Source organism: Leisingera aquaemixtae (assembly GCF_001458395.1).
Lineage (GTDB): Bacteria > Pseudomonadota > Alphaproteobacteria > Rhodobacterales > Rhodobacteraceae > Leisingera > Leisingera aquaemixtae.
In genome coordinates, this window is sequence record NZ_CYSR01000032.1 from 19,186 (window position 1) to 40,185 (window position 21,000).

The 21,000-nt window shown below is 67.5% G+C and carries 16 protein-coding genes; 10 read left to right on the plus strand and 6 right to left on the minus strand.

Annotated elements, in window-relative coordinates; genetic code table 11:
• Positions 1-58: 58 nt before the first annotated feature.
• Positions 59-1,177, plus strand: a complete 1,119-nt coding sequence (locus tag PHA8399_RS18735; RefSeq protein WP_058287628.1) for a polysaccharide biosynthesis/export family protein — start codon at positions 59-61, stop codon at positions 1,175-1,177.
• A gap of 157 nt (positions 1,178-1,334) precedes the next feature.
• Here PHA8399_RS18735 and rfbA read toward each other — a convergent pair whose 3' ends face one another.
• The 4 genes from rfbA to rfbC all read right to left on the minus strand — a co-directional run bounded on the left by rfbA (position 1,335) and on the right by rfbC (position 4,811).
• Positions 1,335-2,237 (minus strand): glucose-1-phosphate thymidylyltransferase RfbA, encoded by a 903-nt coding sequence (gene rfbA, locus PHA8399_RS18740; RefSeq protein ID WP_058287629.1) that lies wholly within the window; start codon positions 2,235-2,237, stop codon positions 1,335-1,337.
• Complete coding sequence (gene rfbD / locus PHA8399_RS18745) at positions 2,234-3,082, minus strand: dTDP-4-dehydrorhamnose reductase (RefSeq protein WP_058287630.1); 849 nt, start codon at positions 3,080-3,082, stop codon at positions 2,234-2,236. Before rfbD ends, rfbA begins: the two co-directional genes overlap by 4 nt.
• Before the next feature lie 118 nt (positions 3,083-3,200).
• Complete coding sequence (gene rfbB, locus PHA8399_RS18750) at positions 3,201-4,253, minus strand: dTDP-glucose 4,6-dehydratase (protein WP_058287631.1); 1,053 nt, start codon at positions 4,251-4,253, stop codon at positions 3,201-3,203.
• A gap of 3 nt (positions 4,254-4,256) precedes the next feature.
• A complete protein-coding gene (rfbC, locus tag PHA8399_RS18755; protein WP_058287632.1) occupies positions 4,257-4,811 on the minus strand; it encodes a dTDP-4-dehydrorhamnose 3,5-epimerase in 555 nt (184 codons plus the stop codon).
• A 216-nt stretch (positions 4,812-5,027) separates the two neighbouring features.
• Between rfbC and PHA8399_RS18760 the strand changes: the two genes are divergently transcribed.
• On the plus strand, positions 5,028-6,269 hold the full coding sequence (locus PHA8399_RS18760) for a glycosyltransferase family 4 protein (protein ID WP_058287633.1): 1,242 nt from the start codon (positions 5,028-5,030) through the stop codon (positions 6,267-6,269).
• A 465-nt stretch (positions 6,270-6,734) separates the two neighbouring features.
• Here the strand turns inward: PHA8399_RS18760 and PHA8399_RS18765 are convergent, their stop codons facing one another.
• The gene (locus PHA8399_RS18765; RefSeq protein ID WP_167592840.1) at positions 6,735-7,385 is read right to left on the minus strand and encodes a helix-turn-helix transcriptional regulator; all 651 of its coding nucleotides are present in this window, start codon (positions 7,383-7,385) and stop codon (positions 6,735-6,737) included.
• Positions 7,386-8,162: 777 nt separating this feature from the next.
• On the opposite strand from PHA8399_RS18765, the gene PHA8399_RS18770 reads away from it, so the two are divergent.
• From PHA8399_RS18770 to PHA8399_RS18795, 6 genes are all read left to right on the plus strand, one after another.
• Entirely contained in the window at positions 8,163-9,137 is a 975-nt protein-coding gene (locus PHA8399_RS18770; protein WP_244270258.1) for a helix-turn-helix transcriptional regulator, read from the plus strand.
• Positions 9,134-9,766, plus strand: a complete 633-nt coding sequence (locus PHA8399_RS22595; RefSeq protein WP_058287635.1) for a hypothetical protein — start codon at positions 9,134-9,136, stop codon at positions 9,764-9,766. Before PHA8399_RS18770 ends, PHA8399_RS22595 begins: the two co-directional genes overlap by 4 nt.
• Before the next feature lie 200 nt (positions 9,767-9,966).
• The gene (locus PHA8399_RS18780; RefSeq protein WP_058287636.1) at positions 9,967-12,405 is read left to right on the plus strand and encodes a calcium-binding protein; all 2,439 of its coding nucleotides are present in this window, start codon (positions 9,967-9,969) and stop codon (positions 12,403-12,405) included.
• 154 nt (positions 12,406-12,559) lie between these two features.
• Positions 12,560-14,338, plus strand: a complete 1,779-nt coding sequence (locus PHA8399_RS18785) for a type I secretion system permease/ATPase (RefSeq protein WP_058287637.1) — start codon at positions 12,560-12,562, stop codon at positions 14,336-14,338.
• Entirely contained in the window at positions 14,335-15,750 is a 1,416-nt protein-coding gene (locus tag PHA8399_RS18790) for an HlyD family type I secretion periplasmic adaptor subunit (protein ID WP_058287638.1), read from the plus strand. Before PHA8399_RS18785 ends, PHA8399_RS18790 begins: the two co-directional genes overlap by 4 nt.
• A gap of 333 nt (positions 15,751-16,083) precedes the next feature.
• A complete protein-coding gene (locus tag PHA8399_RS18795; RefSeq protein WP_058287639.1) occupies positions 16,084-16,299 on the plus strand; it encodes a hypothetical protein in 216 nt (71 codons plus the stop codon).
• 368 nt (positions 16,300-16,667) lie between these two features.
• Here the strand turns inward: PHA8399_RS18795 and PHA8399_RS18800 are convergent, their stop codons facing one another.
• A complete protein-coding gene (locus PHA8399_RS18800; RefSeq protein WP_027243276.1) occupies positions 16,668-17,675 on the minus strand; it encodes a replication initiator protein A in 1,008 nt (335 codons plus the stop codon).
• 485 nt (positions 17,676-18,160) lie between these two features.
• On the opposite strand from PHA8399_RS18800, the gene PHA8399_RS18805 reads away from it, so the two are divergent.
• Both PHA8399_RS18805 and PHA8399_RS18810 read left to right on the plus strand, forming a co-directional pair.
• On the plus strand, positions 18,161-19,561 hold the full coding sequence (locus tag PHA8399_RS18805; RefSeq protein WP_058287640.1) for an AAA family ATPase: 1,401 nt from the start codon (positions 18,161-18,163) through the stop codon (positions 19,559-19,561).
• An 81-nt stretch (positions 19,562-19,642) separates the two neighbouring features.
• Positions 19,643-20,812 carry a ParB/RepB/Spo0J family partition protein gene (locus tag PHA8399_RS18810; RefSeq protein ID WP_058287641.1) on the plus strand — a complete coding sequence of 390 codons (1,170 nt, stop codon included), beginning with the start codon at positions 19,643-19,645 and terminating at the stop codon, positions 20,810-20,812.
• Positions 20,813-21,000 lie beyond the last annotated feature (188 nt).

Consider the following 21,000-nt stretch of genomic DNA (forward strand, 5'->3'; position numbering starts at 1 on the left):
AGCGGTTCCCCCAATCGAAACCAGGGCGGTTCCCAGAGCAGCTCAAGACAGGCTCCCAATGCTGAAACTTCTTCCCTGGCTGGCGGCTGCCGGTCTGATCCTCCTGCCCGCAGCCTGTTCGCGCCTGCCCGGCGGCGCCCCGGCCAGCGAGGAGATCCTGAAAGAATCGGGAGAGGTCGATGCCAATTTCGCGCTCTACAAGGTGAACCGGGCCTTGCTGCCCACGGTGGCGGCCTGGCCGCCCACCGGCAAGCAGGAGCGCTTGGGCTGGCTGCACGCCCACCAGGGCGCCAAGACCCAGATCATCCAGCCCGGCGACCTGCTGTCGCTCAGCATCTGGGACAGCAACGACAATTCGCTGCTGACCTCCGCCGAGCAGAAGATGGTGCAGCTGCAGGACATGAAAGTGGCCGCCAACGGCTCCATCTTCATGCCCTATGTGGGCGATGTGAACGTCAACGGGCTGACCCCGGACCTGGCGCGGGCCAGGCTGCAGCAGGCGCTGGAGCCGGTGGTGCCATCGGCCCAGGTGCAGCTGACGATGGCCGAGGGGCGCGGCAATTCGGTTGATCTGGTCTCCGGCGTCGCCCAGCCCGGCACCTACCCGATGCCGGACCGCAACTACACGGTGATGGGGCTGATCTCGGCGGGCGGCGGCATCAGCGCCAGCCTCAACAACCCGCAGATCCGGCTGGTGCGCGGCCAGTCGATCTATGGCACCTCGGTCGACAACCTGTTGAACAACCCGCGCCTCGACACCCTCTTGCGCGGCGGCGACCGGGTGTTCGTCGAGGAGGACGAGCGCTATTTCCTCTCCTTCGGCGCCACCGGCGAGGAAGACCTGCACATCTTCACCAAGGACGAGATGTCGGCGATGGACGCGATGTCGGTGGCGGGCGGCTTCCAGGACGGCAAGGCCGATCCCAAGGGGCTCTTGATCCTGCGCGAGTACCCGTCTTCTGCGGTGGCCCCCGGCGTGCGCGGGCCGCGTCAGCAGCGGGTGGTGTTCTCGCTTGATCTCACCTCTGCCGACGGGCTGTTCTCGGCGCGTCAGTTCCAGATCAACCCGGGCGATCTGGTGATGGCCACCGAGTCGCCGATCAACGACGTGCTGACCGTCTCCAACATCTTCGGCAATTTCTTCGGCGTCTTCAGCCGGGCGGGCGTGATCGAATGATCCCGGCCTGAAACGGGTCTGAACCAGGGCCTGCACCAAGACTGAACCAGGGCCGCAACGGGGACCTCCCGCGCCTGTGCCGCGGCATCGCGGATGCCGCGGCAAGCCTTGGGCCCGGCGCCGCTGGCGCGGCGCCTGCCGTTTGCCGGCCGCCCGCTTACTTCAGCAGCCGCTCCAGATAGGCGCCATAGGCGTTCTTGGCATATTTCCCGGCCTGCGCCTGCAGCTGGGCGGCGGTGATCCAGCCGCGGCCATAGGCGACCTCCTCCGGGCAGCCGGCCTGCAGCCCCTGGCGCTCCTGCAGGGTGCGCACGAAATTGCCCGCATCCAGCAGCGAGCCATGGGTGCCGGTGTCAAGCCAGGCATAGCCGCGGCCCATGGTTTCCACCCGCAAGGCGCCCTCGTTCAGGTAGCTTTGCAGCAGGTCGGTGATCTCCAGCTCGCCGCGGAGCGAGGGCTGCACCCGGCGGGCCCGCTCAGGCGCCGATCCATCCAGGAAATACAGCCCCGTCACCGCATAGTTGGAGGGCGGAACGGGGGGCTTTTCGATGATGCCTTGCGCGGTGCCATCCGCGCCAAAGGCCACCACGCCATAGCGCTCCGGATCCGCCACGTGATAGCCGAAGACGGTGCCGCCCGCCGCATGGCTGTCCGCCGCCGCCAGCAGTTCCGGCAGCCCGTGGCCGAAAAAGATGTTGTCGCCCAGCACCAGCGCCGAGGGCGCGCCCGCCAGGAAGTCCTCGGCGAGGATAAACGCCTGCGCCAGCCCGTCGGGCGAAGGCTGCACCACATAGGTGAGGTCAATCCCCCACTGGCTGCCGTCGCCCAGGAGGCGGATGAACTGGTCCTGGTCCTGCGGCGTGGTGATCACGCAGATCTCGCGGATGCCCGCCAGCATCAGGACACTCAGCGGGTAGTAGATCATCGGCTTGTCATACAAGGGCAAGAGCTGCTTCGACACGGCCATGGTGATCGGATAGAGCCGTGTGCCGGAGCCGCCTGCCAGGATGATGCCCTTGCGGCCGGATGCAGTCCTCATGCCGGGTTTGCCCTCTGTCATGCCACTTCTCCCAAATCCTTCAGAATATCATCCAGCCCCAGCCGCCAGTCCGGCTGCGGGATGCCAAAAACAGACTCTAACGCGGCGCAATCGAGCCTGGAGTTCAGCGGCCGCGCCGCCGGCGTGGGGTAATCCGCGGTGGGGATGTCCTCCACCGCGCAGGCGATCCCGGCGCGGGCAAAGATCCCGCGCGCAAAGCCGGCCCAGCTGGTCTCGGGCCGGCCCGCAAAATGATAGGCGCCGGACTTGCCCGGATCCGTCATCAGCTGCCGCGCGACCTCCAGGCAGGCCGCCGCAATGTCCCGCGCCGGCGTCGGCGCGCCAATCTGATCGGCAACGATGGTCAGCCGCTCCCGGTCCTTGCCTAATCGAAGCATGGTCTTGACGAAGTTGTTCCCATGGCACGACACCACCCAGGAGGTGCGCAGGATCGCGTAAGTTCCGCCCGCCGCGCGCACCGCGTCCTCGCCCGCCAGCTTGGAGCGGCCATAGGCGTTCACCGGCGCGGTGGCATCGCCGGGCTGCCAGGGGGCTTCGCCGCTACCGTCAAAGACGTAATCGGTGGAGACGGTGACAAAGGGAATGCCCATCTCCGCACAGGCTGCCGCCATCGCGCCGGGGGCCGCCCCGTTGATCACGGTGGCCAGCGCCTCTTCTTCTTCCGCCTTGTCGACGGCCGTGTAGGCGGCGGCATTGATCACGGCCCGCGGCTGCGCCTGCCGGATGGCCGCGGCGCAAGCCGCCGGATGGCTCAGATCCGCCTGCTCCCGGCCCAGGCAGGTGACACCCTCATGCGCCGCCAGTTCACGGGCCAGCTGGCCGGTTTTGCCGAAGACGAGGATCATATGCGCTCTCCAATATGTTCCGCCCGGCGGCACCGCCGGGCAGCGCCCGACCCTCCCCACGGGAGGGCGCTTCGCACCCGCCCAGGGTCGGGCGCTGCCCTTTGTGGCCTATCTGCCGTCACTTGCCGGTGCCCAGCCGCCGGCCGACACCGTCGCGGTCCTGCAGCGCGCGCCACCAGGCCTCATTGCCGAGATACCATTCCACTGTCTTCTCCAGCCCCTCCTCCACCGTCACCGAGGGCCGCCAGCCCAGCTCCTGCCGGATGCGGCTGGGGTCGATGGCATAGCGCGCGTCATGGCCCGGGCGGTCCGTCACAAAGGTGATCTGCTCCTGGTAAGACTTGCCGTCTTCGCGCGGGCGCTTTTCATCCAGAATGGCGCAGAGCGTCTGCACCAGCTCCAGGTTCGACCGCTCATTCTCGCCGCCGATATTGTAGGACCGCCCCAGCGCGCCCTTTTGCACCACCAAGAGCAGCGCATCGGCATGATCCTCCACATAAAGCCAGTCGCGCACGTTGGAGCCGTCGCCGTAGATCGGCAGCGGCTTGCCCGCCAGCGCATTGAGGATCACCACCGGAATGAGCTTCTCCGGAAAATGATAGGGCCCGTAATTGTTGGAGCAATTGGTCAGCACCACCGGCAAGCCATAGGTCTCGTGCCAGGCCCGGACCAGGTGGTCGCTGGCCGCCTTGGAGGCCGAATAGGGCGAGCGCGGATCGTACGCCGTCTCCTCAGTAAACATCACCGCCGGGTCGGCAGGCAGGCTGCCATAAACCTCATCGGTTGAGATGTGATGGAAACGGAACCCCTCCGGCTTGCCCGCCTGCCCCCAGTATTTCCGCGCCGCCTCCAGCATCTGATAGGTGCCGGTGATATTGGTCTCGATGAAATCGCCCGGCCCGTCGATCGAGCGGTCCACATGGCTTTCGGCGGCCAGATGCATCACCGCATCCGGGCGGTGGCGGGCAAAAACAGTGTCTAATGCGGCGCGGTCGCGGATGTCGGCCCGCTCAAAGGCATAACCCGGGCTCTCCGCCACGCTGGCCACATTGTCCAGGCAGGCGGCATAGGTCAGCGCATCGAGGTTCACCACCTGATGGCCGCGGGCAATTGCCAGCCGCACCACCGCAGAGCCGATGAAGCCGGCACCGCCGGTCACAAGAAGCTTCATGGCTTATCCTTCCCAGACAAAGGGGCTGTCAAAATCCGCCAGCCGCGGCGCCGCGGCGTCCTTTTCGCTCAAGAGCGGCCTGCCCTCAAAGCCCCAGTCAATGCCGCAGCTGTTCCAGGCCACCGCGCCGTCGCACTCCGGCGCATAATAATCGGTGCATTTATAGATCACCTCGGTCTCCGCCACCCTTGTGAGGAAACCGTGCAGGAACCCCTTGGGCACCAGAAGCTGCTTGCCGTTTTCCGCGGTCAGCTCGATCCCGAACCACTGCCCGTAGGCGGGCGAGCCCTTGCGGATATCCACCGCCACATCGAACAGCGCGCCGCGGCCGCAGCGCACCAGCTTGTCCTGGGCGTGCGGCGGCGCCTGGAAATGCAGGCCCCGCAGGGTGCCCGCCTGCACCGACAGCGAATGGTTGTCCTGCACGAACTCCAGATCGATCCCCTGCTCCTGCAGCCGCCGCTTGTTCCAGCTTTCGCTGAAAAAGCCGCGCGCATCGCCAAAGCGGGCAGGCGTCAGCACCTTCAGCCCCGGCAGTCCGGTTTCCTCTATCTGCATCGCCTCTGCCCCGCTGGCTGCTCCGCTCTCTGGCCCGGTTCCGGTCCGGTCTCTGTCCGGCCCCAGGCCCAAGCCCCTGATTGCCTCCGTTTGATTATATCTAGCCGCTAGGAGGGCATAGCGCCAGCATCAGGCGCCGGCAGGGCTGCAACAGGCGCGGGCCAAGCGGACAGCCTGCGCTTGCATCGCGGCCCGCGGCCCGGCAAGCATAAGCCCATGAAGATTTTGTTTGTGCATCAGAACATGCCCGGCCAGTACCGGGAGCTGGCGCCTTGGCTGGCGGCGCAAGGCGGTCATGAGATCGTGTTCCTGACCCAGCGGCGGGACGTGCAGCTGCCGGGGATCAGGACGGTCACCTACAAACCCTTCCGCACCCCGGACAAGGATGCCTTCGGCCTGTCCCGGGACTGGGAGGCGGCCTCCGGCGCGGGGCTTGGCGCGGCGCTGGCGGCGCGGCAGCTGAAGGATGCGGGCTTTACCCCCGACATCATCATCGGCCACACCGGCTGGGGCGAGCTGTTGTTCATGAAGGACCCCTACCCCGATGTCCCCATCATCGGCTTTTTCGAGTATTTCTACCGCACCTCCGGCGGGCTGGTCGGCTTTGACCCGGAAAACCCGCCCAACGACCAGGCCTATTTCTTTGCCGAGGCGCGCAACACCGTGCCTTACGCCAGCATTGAGCTGGTGGACCAGGGCCATGTGCCCACCGCCTGGCAGCGCGACCGGTTTCCGGCCAGTTTCCATGACCGCATGTATCTGTGCCATGACGGCATCCGCACAGACAAGCTGGGCCCCGATCCGGACGCCTCGGTCAGCCTCGGGCGGCTGGAGACGCCGCTCACCCGCAACGATGAGGTGGTCACCTATATCGCCCGCAACATGGAGCGCGCCCGCGGCTTCCACATCATGATGCGCGCCCTGCCCCGGATCCAGGCGCAGCGCCCCAAGGCGCGGGTGCTGATGATCGGCGGCAGCGAGACCTCCTATGGCGCCGAGAGCAAGCATCCGGGTGGTTTGCGCGGCGAGATGGAGGATGAGCTGGGCAGCAGCGTCGACTGGAGCCGGGTGCATTTCCTCGGCAAGGTGCCGTATGACGACCTCACCCGGATCATCCAGATCAGCCGCTGCCACATCTATCTGACCATGCCGTTTGTGCTCAGCTGGTCGCTCTTGGAAGCGATGGCGATGCAGGCCACGGTGGTGGCCGCGGACGTGGCGCCGGTGCGCGAGGCGATCACCCATGGCGAGACCGGGCTGCTGGTGGATTTCTTCAGCCCGGAGAAGCTGGCCGATCAGGTGGCGGACGTGCTGGCCAGCCCCGGCGCGTACGCCCATATCGGCCCCGCCGCCCGCGCCCATGCGGTGGAGAAATACGATTTCCTGAGCCGCTGCCTGCCGGAGCATATCGCGCAGATCAATGCCCTCGTGCCGGAGGCACGGAAAATCAAGATCTAGCCGGAGGCACGGAGGATCAAGATCCAGCCGGAGGCACGGAGACTTAAAATCTGAGCCGGAGGCGCGGAAAAACAGGCTCTGACACTGCCCGTCCCGCGCCGGATCCGGGTCAAGGCCGGCGCAGCCGCCGCGCAGCGGCTTGGCTTTGAGGCGGATCCGGCGTGCCCCAAAATGGACAAGGCGTCTTGAGAGGCAGACCTGCCTCTCAAGCGCTTCTCAGCAAATATAGCGCCGCGCAGCGGCGCCTTGGCACCGCCCGGCCGCAAGCGGAACGCTTGCCCTTCAGCAAAGCCCCGGAAAAAGGGTTCAAGAGACTTTGCGCCCCGTTTCACGCACACCGTTTCACGCCCCCGGTATCACGCACCCGCCGGATGCGGCGGCCCCCGGTTCCGCGCGCATCCGGCCAGCGGCGTCCCGGCCTTTACGGCCGGGCACACCTGTTGCGGCGCCCGCCAGCGCCCCCTGTCAGTGCGGCCGCGGCGCCGCCGTCTGCGGCGGCAGCCGCTCGGAGGCCCAGAGTGCGGCCTGGGTGCGGTTCTTGGCACCGATCTTGCGGAAGCAGGTGCGCAGATGCACCTTCACCGTGGCTTCGCAGATGCCCAGCTCATTGGCGATGCTCTTGTTGGTGGCGCCTTCGGTCAGCTTGGCCAGGATCAGCTGCTCGCGGTCCGACAGCCCGTGCCCGGCCCGGCCGTCCGGCGGGCACGGCACAACCGCAGGCAGCGCCGCCTCCGCGGCGTCTGCGGCCTCCGGCAGCACGATCCGGTAGCCGTTCTGCACCACCTGCAGCGCCGCGATCAGCGCATCCGCCGACTGGCGCTCCGGGATCACCGCCTCGGCATAGGTGCTGAGACGGACCTGGGCGTCTGGCGGGCAGTCATCGCCGGTGACCAGGATCAGATGCGCGCCGCCCTTGCGGGCGCGGAAGCTGCGCAGCTCCGCCTCCAGCGCCGCGCCGGTGCAGTGGCTGTAAAACAGCACCAGGTCCCTGGCCGGCAGCGGCGGCAGCTCTGCCAGGCTGCTGCAGCAGCCGCCGGTCTCGTAATCATGTGCTTCACAGATGTTCAGAAACATGTCCCTGAGAAGCCTGCTTTCCCCCACAATGTGCACAGGCATCGAAAACTCCTTTACTCGTAACCAGAACCGGATCCTGCGTCCGGCCCGTCCCTCCAGGAGCGCCCTTTTTTAAACCGCCTGCCCCCGCAGGCGGCCGGTGCTGCAATGCGCGGCCGCTCCCTGAAACACAATTCACCCGCCTGCTGCCGTCTTGGCCCCGGCAGCGCTTCTGCGCTGCCGTTTCCGGATCGTGATAAATACAGAACATGACCGGACAAAAACATCCTGGGCCTGGCAGCGCACACGGGCAGTCAAACACTTCTGATGCGCATTGCTGTGGATAAACCGTAGCGAATCTATCCTTTATTGTTAAGAAACTTCCCCGCCCGGGGCAGCGCTTTTTGGGCGGGCGGGCAGGCCCTGCGCCCCGGTTTCCGCCTTACCCGGCTGTTTTTCCACGCGATCTGGCCAGGGCGCCTTACCCCGTTGGCAGTGTATCCAATGGGGAAACGGTTTGTTTCCAGGGTGGATCCTGCAATTTTAAGAAACTTAATATTAGGCACCAATCAACCCTGGGTTTCTTCGATTCGCCTGGTGCGCCGCCCGCCGCTACTCCCATGGTAGTATCCGGCGCCGCCGGGCCGCGCCGCGCCGGCCTTTGGCGTACCCCCTCTGCCCGGTTTGACGCTGCGGGCACTGTGCTACCTTCATGGCATTCATAATGTCATGCCGGGGGGCAACATGGTTGTGTTGAGTGCGTCCGCTGCGCAAGCGGGCAGGTTGGTATTTTCACGGTCTCTTCAAAGGCAAATCTCTTCTCTGACAACGCTGGCCCTGGTGCAGCCGGGGCACCGGCACGCCCCGGTTCTGACCAGTTCCGGGGCGCTTGGCGAGGCCTGCCCGGACACTGCCGCGGCGGCGCTGCGGCGCCAGCTGCAGCCCGGCGCCGTCACCAGCTTCCGCAGCCGCCGCCCGGGCCGGGCAGCCGCGCGGGCGCTGGCGGCACAGCTGCCCGCAGAGCTGGCGGCGGACCTCGCCGCGGGCCGCGGCTGGACGCTGTTTTCCTGCGGCTTCGAGGACGGCAGCGAGGATCTGATCGCCCTGAAGCTCGAAGGCGGCCCGCATGATGCCCATTGCGGCGACATCCTGCAGGCGATCTGGCCGGTGCTGCGCGAGGACAGCTTGCGCGAGCTGGCGGGCGAGACCCAGGCGGCGGTGACCAGCGCGCTGTTGTGGACCATTTCCAAGAAGACCGACTCTGCGGTGCTGGTGCTCGACGGCGAGGGCCGCCTGCTGCATTGCAATGAATCGGGGCGCGACATGCTCGACGGCGGCGACCTGCTCAGCGACCAGGGCGGCCGCCTCAGCTGCGCCCGCCCGGGCGAGACCGCGGGGTTTTATGCGGCGGTGGCCGAATGCGCCCGCGCGCGCCGCGGCAGCGCCCGCGGCCCGCGCGAGCTGATCCTGTTCCTGGAGGACCGCCAAAGCGGCATGCGGCTGCCGGTGTCGCTGACCCGCTACCGCTGCGCCGGCGCCGATCAGCCGCTGGTGGTGGCGATCCTGCCGCGCCAGCCCGACCGCACCCGCATCGAGATGCTGGCCCAGAAGATGGGGCTGTCGCCGGCTGAGGCGCGGGTGGCGGCGCTCATTCAGCTGGGGCTGTCCAACCGCGAGGCGGCGCATATCGCGGGCCTCAAGGAGCAGACCTTCAACACCTATGCCAAGCGGGTGCTGGCCAAGCTGCAGTCGGCGGGCCGCGCCGAGATGGCGCAGCGGCTGACCTGGCAGGCCTCGCTGGGGAGGGCGTCATGAACAAGCTGACGCTGGAAGCGCCGGTGCAGGGCCCGCCCGCCCCGGCCGGCAGCCCCGCCCGCCCGGCCCAGGCCTCTTCTGAACAGGCCCCTTCTGGACAGGCCGCCCCGGCACAGGCCGCCTCTGAACCGGCGCAGGCGCAGGCCGCTCCGGACAAGCCGGCGCCGCCGCCGCGGCTGAGCGCTGCGGTGCTGGCGCAGATCGCCAAGGCCCTGCGCCAGGGCGGGCCGGACGCGCCGCCGCTGGCGGCGCAGGCCGACCTGGTGGCGCTGCACAAGCGCATCGCGGAGATGTTCACCACCCTGAACGACGGGCTCGGCGCGCAGGCGGCGCAGAAGGCGGCCGCCGACCGCGCCGCGCTGAGCGCCCGCATCGACCAGCTGGAGACGGCGGTGAACCGGATGGAAGGCGCGCTCAGGATCGAGCTGGAGCCGGTGCTGAAGGCTGCGGTGGCCGAGGCGCTGGCCCAAGCCGCCCCCAAGCCGCGCCGCCGCTGGCCGCGGGGGGTGGCGGCGGCGCTGGCGCTGGCGGCCGCGCTGGCGGCGGGCGCCTGGTGGCACACGCCGCTGCTGGCGCTGGCGGACAGCGCCGCGCCGGCCCTGGCCGGCTGGCTGGGCCGCGGCGGCTAAAGCGCTGATTTTGTCCCCATTTGGGGGCATCGGCAGCGGCGCGGATGCGCTGCAATACCAGCGGAAGGCATCACGGCGCCTTTGTCACAGCGCCGCCGCAGCAGCCGCACCCGCGGCAGACCGCGCGGCAGGGGCAACGACCCGGGCGGCACAGGCTGCCCTGCCCCGCACAGTTACAGTTAACGAGGAGGACGTTTACCATGGGTATCAAGGACAGAACCTCAGATTGGGAAGTCTGTAATCCGGATTGCGAGATCATCTTCAGCGACAACAAATTCGATCCGAATTACAACGACGGCACCACCGAGCGCGGCGGCACCGACGGCAATGTGATCGACCTGAACGACCACGACGCCGGCGACAATGCCAAGGCCGGGGCCGGCGATGACGCGGTCTACGGCAACGAGCGCAACAACCGGCTCGATGGCGAAGCCGGCCAGGATTACATCGAAGGCCAGGATGGCGACGATGCGATCGAAGGCGGCACCGGCAATGACTACCTGTTCGGCGGCAATGCCGACGGCAAGGGCCATTACGTGCAGGTGATCACCGGCTATGAAACCAAGGTCAATCCCGACACCTGGGAAGAATACCAGGTGCCGATCTACGGCCAGAAATACATCGATGACGGCGACGACTGGATCGACGGCGAGGAAGGCTGCGATTACATCGACGGCGAAACCGGCAACGACACCCTCTTGGGCGGCGAGGAAAGCGACACCGTCTTCGGCGGCAAGGGCGATGACCACATCTTCGGCGATGACGCGGACGGCAACTACAGCTATGCCGACGGCGACCGCGGCGACTACCTCTATGGCGAGCTCGGCGACGACTGCATGGACGGTGAAGGCGGCGACGACTGGATGTGGGGCGACATGGGCCAGTCCGGCGAAACCGCCAAGGACGGCGACGACACCATGTACGGCCGCGACGGCAACGACCGGATGAACGGCCAAGGCGGCAATGACCGCATGGCAGGCGGCCTCGGCGACGACCTGGTGATCGGCGGCAGCGGCGATGACGAGATGTTCGGCGACGAGCGCCAGTCGCAGAATGACGACCTTGATTTCGGCGCCGACAGCGGCACCGGCAACAAGGACGAGCAGGTCGACGGCGACGACTGCATGCTGGGCGGCAGCGGCAACGACACCATGGACGGCCAGGGCGGCGACGACACCATGTTCGGTGAAGACGACGACGACCTGATGCAGGGCGGCCGCGGCGACGACCTGATGGATGGCGGCGCAGGCCGCGATGACGTCAACGGCGGCGCCGGCCACGACACCATGCGCGGCGGCTCCAACAACGACGTGCTGGAAGGCGGCGCCCAGGGCGACCTGATCTTCGGCGACAGCGGCACCAACCTCGGCGCCGACGTCAACGGCTACAAGATCGACTGGGATTGCTGCGACGACGATGAGCAGGCCACCGCAGCCGACAGCAACCATGCCCCGACGGATGAAGGGCTGAAAGAAGTCGACTGCCCGGACTGCTACACCCCGATCGACGAAGGCCCGGACGGCAATGACCGGATCCGCGGCGGCGGCGGCGACGACACCATGTTCGGCGAAGGCGGCAATGACGTTATCATCGGCGGCCGCGGCGACGACGAAGGCTATGGCGGCGACGGCAATGACCGGCTCTATGGCCGCAAGGGCAACGATCTGCTGCACGGCAACGATGGCGACGATTGCGTCCACGGCAATGAAGGCCATGACCGTCTGTATGGCGACGCCGGCAATGACACCATCCGCGGCGGCGAAGATTCCGACAAAGCCTGGGGCGGCACCGGCAACGACAAGATCTACGGCGATGAAGGCGATGACTTCCTCTACGGCGAGGAAGGCAACGACAAGATCAAAGGCGGAGACGGCAATGACGTGGCCCATGGCGGCGACGGCAGGGACACTGTCAAAGGCAACGATGGCAATGACTTCCTCGACGGCAACGACGGCGACGACAAGGTGCTTGGCGGCAGCGGCAAGGACGTGCTGCAGGGCGGCAATGGCGACGACTACCTGAACGGCGGCGCCGACCGCGACTGCCTCTATGGCGAAGCCGGCAACGACCGTCTGGACGGCGGCACCGGCGGCGACTTCCTCGACGGCGGTTTCGGCAACGACACCCTGTTCGGCGGCGCCGGCGACTACAACGACTTCCTGAAAGGCGGCGAGGGCCGTGACCGGCTGTACGGCGGCGACGGCAAGGATGTCTTCATCATCGATCTCGAATGGGATGGCGCCATGTTCTCGTCCAGCGACGGCACCGACACCATCCACGACTTCGACATCGATCAGGACCACGACGTGCTGCTGTTCCGTGTCACCAACGTGGGCGGCGGTCTCGGCACCTCGGCGCAGGATGCCTTTGGGGCGCTCGACGGCGGCGGCGCCACCGTCACCGACAATGGCACCGACACCCAGATCAGCGCGGGCGGCGCCACGGTGAACATCCTCGGCCTGACCGGCCGCGAGGCGCCGTTCTCCTCGCTCGGCCAGGACGCCATCCCGATCGGCGGCGTCGGCATCAACGCGGTGACCACCGGCGATGCGGGCTCTTACGAGGCGATCCGGGTGCTGACCTCAGACACCGGCTTTGACGACAGCTACGACAACATCTGGGGTCCCACTGCCGTCTGAGCCTTAGGAACGGCGGGCCCGGGGGAAACCCCGGGCCCGTCCAGCCCTGGTTCAGGACAGCGATTTGGTCCCCGGCCAAGGATTGCATCCTTGGACCAGGGCGCTGTTCTCCAGATTTCATAACTTCACTTCGTGCAGCCGGGGGGCTACGACAATGAAGGTAAGACGGGTATTTGATGGTCAGCGGGGCGTGCTTGCCGCCATCTTCATGGCAAGCATCTTTGTGAACCTCCTTGTCCTGACAGCGCCGCTCTACATGCTGCAACTGTTTGCCCGGGTCATGGCCTCGGGCAGCATTCCAACCTTGATTGCTCTGACCACCGGCGCAGCGATTGCGCTGGTGTTCTTTTTTCTGTTCGACATGATCCGCCAGCGCCTGGTGGCGCGGCTTGGGTCGCGGCTGGAGGCGCGGCTCAGCCCGGTGGTGCTGGACGGCATGATCAGCGGCCGCCTGCCGCCGCACCTGGCCCGCGCCGAACCCATCCGCGACATCCAGGAGCTGCGCGGCTTTGTCACCAGCCCGGTGTTCCTGGCGCTTCTGGACGCGCCCTGGTCGGTGATCTTCCTGGCGCTGATCTTCATGTTCAGCCCGGTCCTGGGCGCGGTGGCGCTGGTCGGCATCGCGCTGCTGTTCAGCCTCGGGCTGCTCAGCGAGATGATGGCCCGCAAACCCTTGGAGACGGCCGGCAAACAGGCCGCCGAGACCAATGCCGCAGTGGCGGAGATGATGGCCAATGCCGGGCTGATCCACGCCATGGGCAAGACCGCGCCGCTGATCCGGCGCTGGCAGCTCAAGGCGTTCTCCGCCCTGGTCTTCAACACCCTGGCCACCGACCGGGTGGCGCTGATGACCTCGCTGGCCAAGGCGGTGCGGATGGGGCTGCAGATCGCGGTGCTGGGCGTGGGCGTGGTGCTGGTGATCAACAGCCAGCTGACACCGGGGCTGATGATTGCCTCCTCGATCCTGCTGGGCCGCGCCGCGGCACCGGTGGAGCAGTCGATCGCCGGCTGGCGCGGCTTTTTGAAGGCGCGCGGCGCGCACGGGCGGCTGAATGACTTCCTGGCCCATCTCGGCGCCGCGCCGGAGCGGCTGGAGCTGCCCGCGCCCGAGGGCCGGCTGTCGGTGGAAAATGCCACCGTGGTGCTGCCCGGGCGGCCGGATCCGGTCCTGCTGGACATCACGCTGGAGCTGAAGCCGGGCCAGTCGCTGGGCCTCATCGGCCCCTCCGGCGCGGGCAAGACCACATTGGCCCATGCGCTGGCCGGGCTGCAGCCCTTGGTGCGCGGCCATATCCGCATTGACGATGCCGCGCTCACCGACTGGGATCCGGCGCAGATCGGCCAGCATATCGGCTTCCTGCCGCAGCGGGTGGAGCTGTTCCAGGGCACGGTGGCGGAAAACATCGCCCTGATGGACCCGGACGCCAAACCCTCCGATGTGGTGGCAGCCGCCAAGCTGGCGCAGGTGCATGAGATGATCCTGGCGCTGCCCGGCGGCTACAACGCCGAGGTCGGCCCGCGCGGCGAGTTCCTGTCGGCAGGCCAGCGCCAGCGCATCGGCCTGGCGCGCGCCTTCTTCGGCGACCGCAAGCTGATCGTGCTGGATGAGCCGAACGCCAATCTCGACCCCGAGGGCGAGGAGGCGCTGGCCACCGCCATCGAAGAAGCCTGCGCCCGCGGCGCCGCGGTGGTGGCGGTGACCCACCGGCTCAGCCTGCTGCGCCGGGTCAGCCATGCGGCGCTCTTGCAGCAGGGCCGCATCGCCCGCTTCGGCGAGGCCCGCCAGGTGATCGAGGCGGCCGCCCAGCCGATGGCCGCCGCCCGGACGCATCAGGACGATCCCAAAATAGCCCCCTTCCGCCACCGCAACGCGGAAGGGGGCGGCACCGGGCCCACCGCGGACGCGCCCGGCCATAAAGGAGCAAGCGCATGAGTCTGGTGGAACATGACAGCCGCAGCCCGGCAGAGACCGGCCGCGCCGCGGCCAAGGGCGGCTTCCGCGACCTGATGCCCGCCGGCAGCAGCCCGGATGTGCCGCTGCCCGGGCGGCCGCCGACCCGGGTGCGCCAGCTGGTGCTGTGGATGGTGGTCTGCGGCTTCGGCCTGTTCGGCGGGCTGGTGTTCTGGGCCACCCAGGCCGAGCTGACCAGCGCGGTGGTGGCGCCGGGCGCCTTCAACGTGGCCGGCGACCGGCTGGCGGTGCAGCATCTGGAAGGCGGCATCCTGCGCGAGCTGAACATCACCGAGGGCAGCCGGGTCGCCAAGGGCCAGGTGGTCGCCCGGCTCGACGGCCGCCGCATCCAGGCGCAGCTGGCGATCCTGAACGGCCAGCGGGCCAGCCTGCTGGCGCAGCAGGCCCGGCTGGACGCGGAGCTGAAGGGCACGGACAGCCTGCAGCCCGGCGCCGGGCTGCAGCAGCTCATCGCCCGGATGCCGGAACTGGCGCAGCTGGTGGCGGTGCAGCGCGACCTGCTCAGCTCCAACCGGGCGCTCTACCAGGGCCAGATGGAAATCCTCCAGGGCCGCATCACCCAGCTCAACGACCAGCTCAAGGGCCGCGATGCCCGCATCCGGGCCACCGAGGAGCAGCTGGCGCTGGTGCAGGCGGAGCTGGCCGACCTGGCCGGGCTGTTCGAAAAGGGGCTGGTGCCGAAAACCCGCATCAGCCAGCGGCAGATGCAGCAGAGCGGCCTCCTCGGCACCCTTGGCGCGATGGAAAGCGACCGCGGCAACGTGCTGGAGCAGATCGGCGAGATGGAGGAGCGGCGGCTGCAGGCCGGCCGCGACCGGGCGGCGCGGATCGCCGCCGAAAGCCAGGACGTGCAGGAGCAGCTGCTGGATCTGCACCAGCGGCTGGATGCCACCCGCGACGTGGCCGAACGGCTGACCATCCGCGCGCCGCGCGACGGCCGGGTGGTCGGGCTGGCGATCAACACCCTGGGCCAGGTGGTGGATCCCGGCCAGACCATCCTGGAGCTGATGCCCGAGGATACGGGCCTGCTGGTGGAAACCCAGGTGGCGGTGGCCGATATCGACGAGGTTGCGATGGGCAGCCTGGCGCGGGTGCAATTGACCGCCTACAGCTTCCGCTCCACCCCGCCAGTGACCGGCGAGGTGGTGATGGTGGCCGCGGGCAGCAGCATCGACCAGATGACCGGCCAGCCCTATTACCCGGTGCATATCCGCATCGATGAGGCGGATCTGGCCGCCCTGCCCAATGTGAAGGCGCTGCCCGGCATGCCGGCCCAGGCGATGATCGAAACCGGCCGCCAGACGCTGGCCGATTACTTGATCAGCCCGGTGCTCTCCAGCATGTCGCAGGCCTTGAAGGAAGGCAGCGGCTGACGCCGCCCAGTCAGGAGGGCCGCGGTTCCGGGGGGAGGGCCGCAGCCTGTCCGGGCCCGCCTCAGCCGACAGGGCTGAGGCGGGCCTGTTATCTTTCCGGGGTGTCCGCCCTCCCGCCGCGTCCCCCCATGCCTGCCCCCTGCCGCCGGGCAGGCGCCTGGAAAAGGCGGGGCCGCCTGACCCATGGCGGGCACAGGATAGCCCTCAGCACCCCCGCCCTATCCTTTGGTGCAGCAGCGCCGCCGGTGCCGCCGTGCTAGAAAGGGTTCAACAGGCAGACACAGCCAGCTGCCGCCCAGACACACAGACACACAGACCGCAGGAGACACCCCCATGACCCTGATCAGCACCCTCACCGGCGTTACCGCAAGCCTGGCAGCCGTGGCCGCGGGCTTTCTCCTGGGCCTGCCGCTGCTGGCCCTGGCCCTGATCTACCCCATCGCCGGGGTGCTGGGCTGCACCGCCTGCCAGTGGGCGCTGGAACAGCGCGAGCGCCTGGCCGCCGGACCGCAGCTGGCCTATTACTCGCCGCGCGCCTATTTCGGCTGACCCCGGCCGCCGCATTCCCCCCCGCGCTTCATCCCGAGGCGCAAGGCCTGGCCCGCACCTCCCCCCCTCCCCGTGCCGCCCGGCCACCTGCAGCCCCCGGCGTCCCTCCTCTCCTCCCCCCCTGATGAGGACGGACGCCGGGGCCCGCGCTCTCTCACATCCCGCACAATCCGCGCCCTGCCGGAAATAGGTCCGGTCCGGACCAAATGTTTCGCGCGCGAAACATTTGGTCAATCATGCTGACCTTTTTTGGAGAGATGTAAGCTCCGCCTTTGCCCGCAAAGGCGGAGGCCTTCGGCCTGGGAGTACAGCCTGTGAGTATTTGGGGAAAGATGAAGGGTGCGCCCGCGGGGGGCGCCTGTTGCGTCTTATTCCGCGGCGCGTTTGCGGACCCAGCCCAGAAACGCCGCATCGGGCATCCTGAGCCGCGGGCTGCCGGTGCGCACCCACATGGCGCGCCACTCCGCCTCCAGCGCATAGGCATCGGCGCCGGGGATCAGCGCGCGCGCCTCCTCCAGCGTTGCGGGCTTCAGGCTGGGCGCGTTCAGCACCGCCTCGGTCACCGCGGCCTTCTGGCTGAACCGGATCACATCGCCCTCCAGCTCCTCCAGCGCGTAATCGGGCAAGGGCTGCGCGTCGATCATGTCGCGGATCATCTTGCGGAACACCCGGCGCGGGCTGGCCGAGCCGGATTTTTTCAAGAGGGTCTCGACCGAGACCTGCCAGCTGTTCTGCCGCCCGCAATGCTTGCGCGCCAGCTCATAGATCCGCCGCTCCAAGGGTTTCCTCAGCCGGAAGTAATCGCGGCTGAGCGTCAGCACCGATTTCGACAAGACCGCCCGGTAGAGCCAGTCCGACAGCGTCACCGCCACGCTGACCATCTTGCCGCCGCGGGCCTTGCGCACGATCTCCCATTTCTCAATGAGGCCGAAGCCGGTGGTCACCTCCTGGCCGCCGGTCACGATATTGGTGGTGATGCGGGTGCCCGCCAGCCGCTCGAACGCCTCGCGCAAACGCCGGTAGGCATCGCCGGAGGTTTCGCGGTTGCAGGCCACCAGCAGGTCATGCGCCTTCAGGTGCAGGGTGCGGCTCACCTGGCGGCCGGCATTCAGCGCCGCCATCAGCTGGCTGATGCAGAAGATCAGGATGTCCTTGTCGTGGATCGTCGCCAGCCCCTTGACCGAGGGGGTCACGGTGATCTCGGCGCCGTTGTGCTGGTAGCTCAGGATGCGCCGGTCCGGCCGGGTGCCCAAGCTGAACAGCGGATGCTCCATCGACGCCAGGTCGTTCTTGGGGATCGCCCCGAAGATATCGCAGAGGAAGAAATCCCCCTGCCCTTCTGGCGGAATCGCTCCCGCCGTCAGCTCTGCTGCCATCTGCCTGTCCGCCGTCTGCTCTGCCGCCCGCCGGGATCTGCTGCCCCTGTTTGGCGACTCGTTTTATCGTGGTTTTGATTACGCCCACCCTAGGGTTATCCACATGTCCCGGCAACGGGGGTTCGGAATCGTTTCGTCGGGGGTTTGGAGTCATTTGATCGGGGTTTCAGAGTCACTGCCCGCGGAAAATCCGCCCCGATCGCCAATGAAAAAAGGGCTTTGCGTGCGCCCCCTTCCGCCTGTAACTAATAAATAACTCATTTATAACAGAGCAGATTTTTTTGAACGCTCTGAAACACCCCCGCTCTCCCCTGCCGCAACTGCCGGATTTGCTTAGAAAAACCAGGGGGATGCGCATTTTGCTTCCATGTGCGGCGTTTTTGCGTATTCTGTTCAAAAGGCAGCACATCAGGCTGCGGAGCAGCAGAACAGCAGCCTTCCACACGGGCAGGGCCGCAACGGCCCAAGGACAGCAGGCAGACCTCATGGCGCGAGATATCCACAAGGCAGGCAGCAGCCTTCCCCCCTATTTCAGCATCGACCCCGACGCCGCTTTGGCCGAGCTTGATGCCCCCACCGGCACCGCGGGCTTTGCCGGGATCGCCGCCGCCTGCGCCGCGGGCCGGACCGATCTGGCCAGCCGCGGCATGAACGAGGAAGGCAAGAAGGAGCTGCGCCTGTTCTCCACCTGGGAGATCACCCGCTACCTGATCCCGGTCGCCCAGGCCCATTTCCGCCGGGTGCTGAAGGCCAACCCCGATCTGCCGCAGGGCCGCAGCGAGACCGAAGGCGGCGCCAAGTGGTTCACGCTGGAGGAGGTGCTGCGGCTGCGCGCCTTCTTCGCGGCGCAAGGCTCCAAGGCCAAGGACTACCAGCCCTACCGCCCCGAAGGCCTGCCCGCCAAGATGGTCGCCGTCGCCAACTTCAAGGGCGGCGTCGGCAAGACCTCTACCGCGGCGCATCTGGCGATGTCGGCAGCGCTGGACGGCTACAAGGTGCTGGTGATCGATCTCGACAGCCAGGGCTCGATGACCTCGATCTTCGGCGGCAAGGTGGAGGATGAATGGCAGACCGCCTTCCCGCTCCTGGCGCGCCACTACGGCGAGCACCTGCGGCTGGAGAACCAGCGCCGGCTCGACCGCGGCGACGCCCCGCAGCCGCTGGACGAGGCGCTGGATGCGGCGATGGAGATGACCGCGCAGGACGTCATTCAGAACACCCACTGGCCCAACATCGACCTCATCGGCGCGCAGCTGAACCTGTACTGGGCGGAATTCCAGATCCCGGTCTGGCGGATGGCGGCGCGGTCCTGGAAGCTGTGGGATGCGCTCACCGAACGGCTGGAGGCGGACGGGGTGCTGGACCAGTACGACGTGATCTTCATCGACACGCCGCCCGCCCTTGGCTACCTCACCATCAACGGGCTGTCTGCGGCCGACATCCTGCTGGTGCCGATGGGCGCGTCCTTCCTGGAGTTCGATTCGACGGGGCGCTTCTTCGATATGCTGCATTCCACCTTCGCCTCGATCGAGGAGGGCGAGAACCTCGCCGCCCGCGCCCTGGGCCGCCCCGGGCTGGCGTTTGAATGGGATGCGGTGCGCACCGTGATCACCCGCTATGACAGCGCCCAGCAGGGCGAGCTGGCGGCGCTGATGCAGGCCTATATGGGCCGGGTGCTCTCCCCCCACAAACAGGATTTCACTGCGCTGATCGGCCAGGCCGGCGAGCAGGTGAGCGGCATCTACGAGGCCGACTACCGCGATTTCAACCGCGAGACCTATGCCCGCGGGCGGGAGACCTTCGACGAGACCTATGCCGCCTTCAAGAAGCTCCTGATCGGGGTCTGGCGGCGCGAGGCGTTGCAGGAGCAGCGCGCGGCCGAATAAGGCCCCGGCAAGACATTTGGGGCAGGATGCGGCCCCGACCAAGAGAGACGCATCCTGCAACTGAGGCACGAAGGACAGGACATGGCAAAACGCAAACGGCTTTCCCCGGCACAGGCCGGTTACCTGACGGCGGCGCCCGCGGCCAAACCGGCGCTTGGCGGCCCGTCCAGTGTGGGGGCTGCGCCGATTGCCCAGGTGGCGTCCGATGCCTCTGCCCAGGCGGCGCTGCAGGAATTGTCCGGCGTGCTGGAAACCGCCCGCGCCAGGGGGCTGATGATCGAAGAACTGCCGCTGGCGCAGATCGACGAGAACCACCTGGTGCGCGACCGCATCGAACAGGACGAGGAAGAGCTGCAGTCGCTGATCGCCTCGATCCGCGCCCGCGGCCAGCAGAGCCCGGCCGAAGTGGTGCCGCTGGAGGACAGCTTCGGCGGCCGCACCCATGGCCTCATTTCCGGCTGGCGCCGCCTGACCGCGCTGAAGCGGCTCTACGCCGAGACTTCAGACCCGAAATTTGCCACCCTCAAGGCGCTGGTGATCAAGCCGGACAGCGCCGAAGACTCTTATGTGGCGATGGTCGAGGAAAACGAGATCCGGGTGAACCTCTCCCATTACGAGCGCGCCCGGATCGCGGTGCGGGCGTATAAGGAAGGCGTCTTCACCCGCCGCAAATACGCGCTGCAGGCGCTGTTCGGCAACGCCACCCGCGCCAAGCGCTCCAAGATCGGCAGCTTCGTCACCCTGGTCGAGGCGCTGGATGCGGTGCTGGTCTACCCCACCGCGATCAGCGAGAAGCTGGGCCTGGCCCTGGTGCGCGAGATCGAGGCGGATGAGGGCTTTGCGGAGCGTGCGAAACAGGCGCTGCAGGCCGCCGACCGCTCCAGCCCGGAGGCAGAGCTGGAGGTGCTGACCCGTCTGGTGGAGGCGCCAGCGGAGAAAACGCCCAGGTTAGAGCCTGATCTCCCCCCTGCCCCGCCGTCCCTGGAACAACTGGCGGCACAGGCCAAGGAGCGGAATGCAGGCCGGGATGCGGACCAGCCCCTGCCCCCGGTGGCGCCGCTGGTCAAGGGCCCGCGGGTGCGCGGCGCCGGGGACTGGGACGCGGCGATGCCCGGCGAGCGGATCGTTCTGAACGCGCCCCGCGGTGTGCGGCTGACCTATACGCCCAGCGAAAAGAAGATCGAAATCAGCGGCGAGGCTGTTGACGCCAGCCTCGCCAAGACGCTGGAGGCCTGGCTGAAAAAGCTCTGATCAGAGCCTGCCGCCTTTCATCTTTCCCCAAATACTCCCGCCGGAGGCAAAGGGCTTTTCCCCGGAAAAGCCCTTTTTAGTGCCTGATATCTGCCTCCGCGGGAGAGTCTGATTAGGTCAGTATGATTGACCAAATGTTTCGCGCGCGAAACATTTGGTCCGAACCGGACCTATTTCCGGGCGGCCGC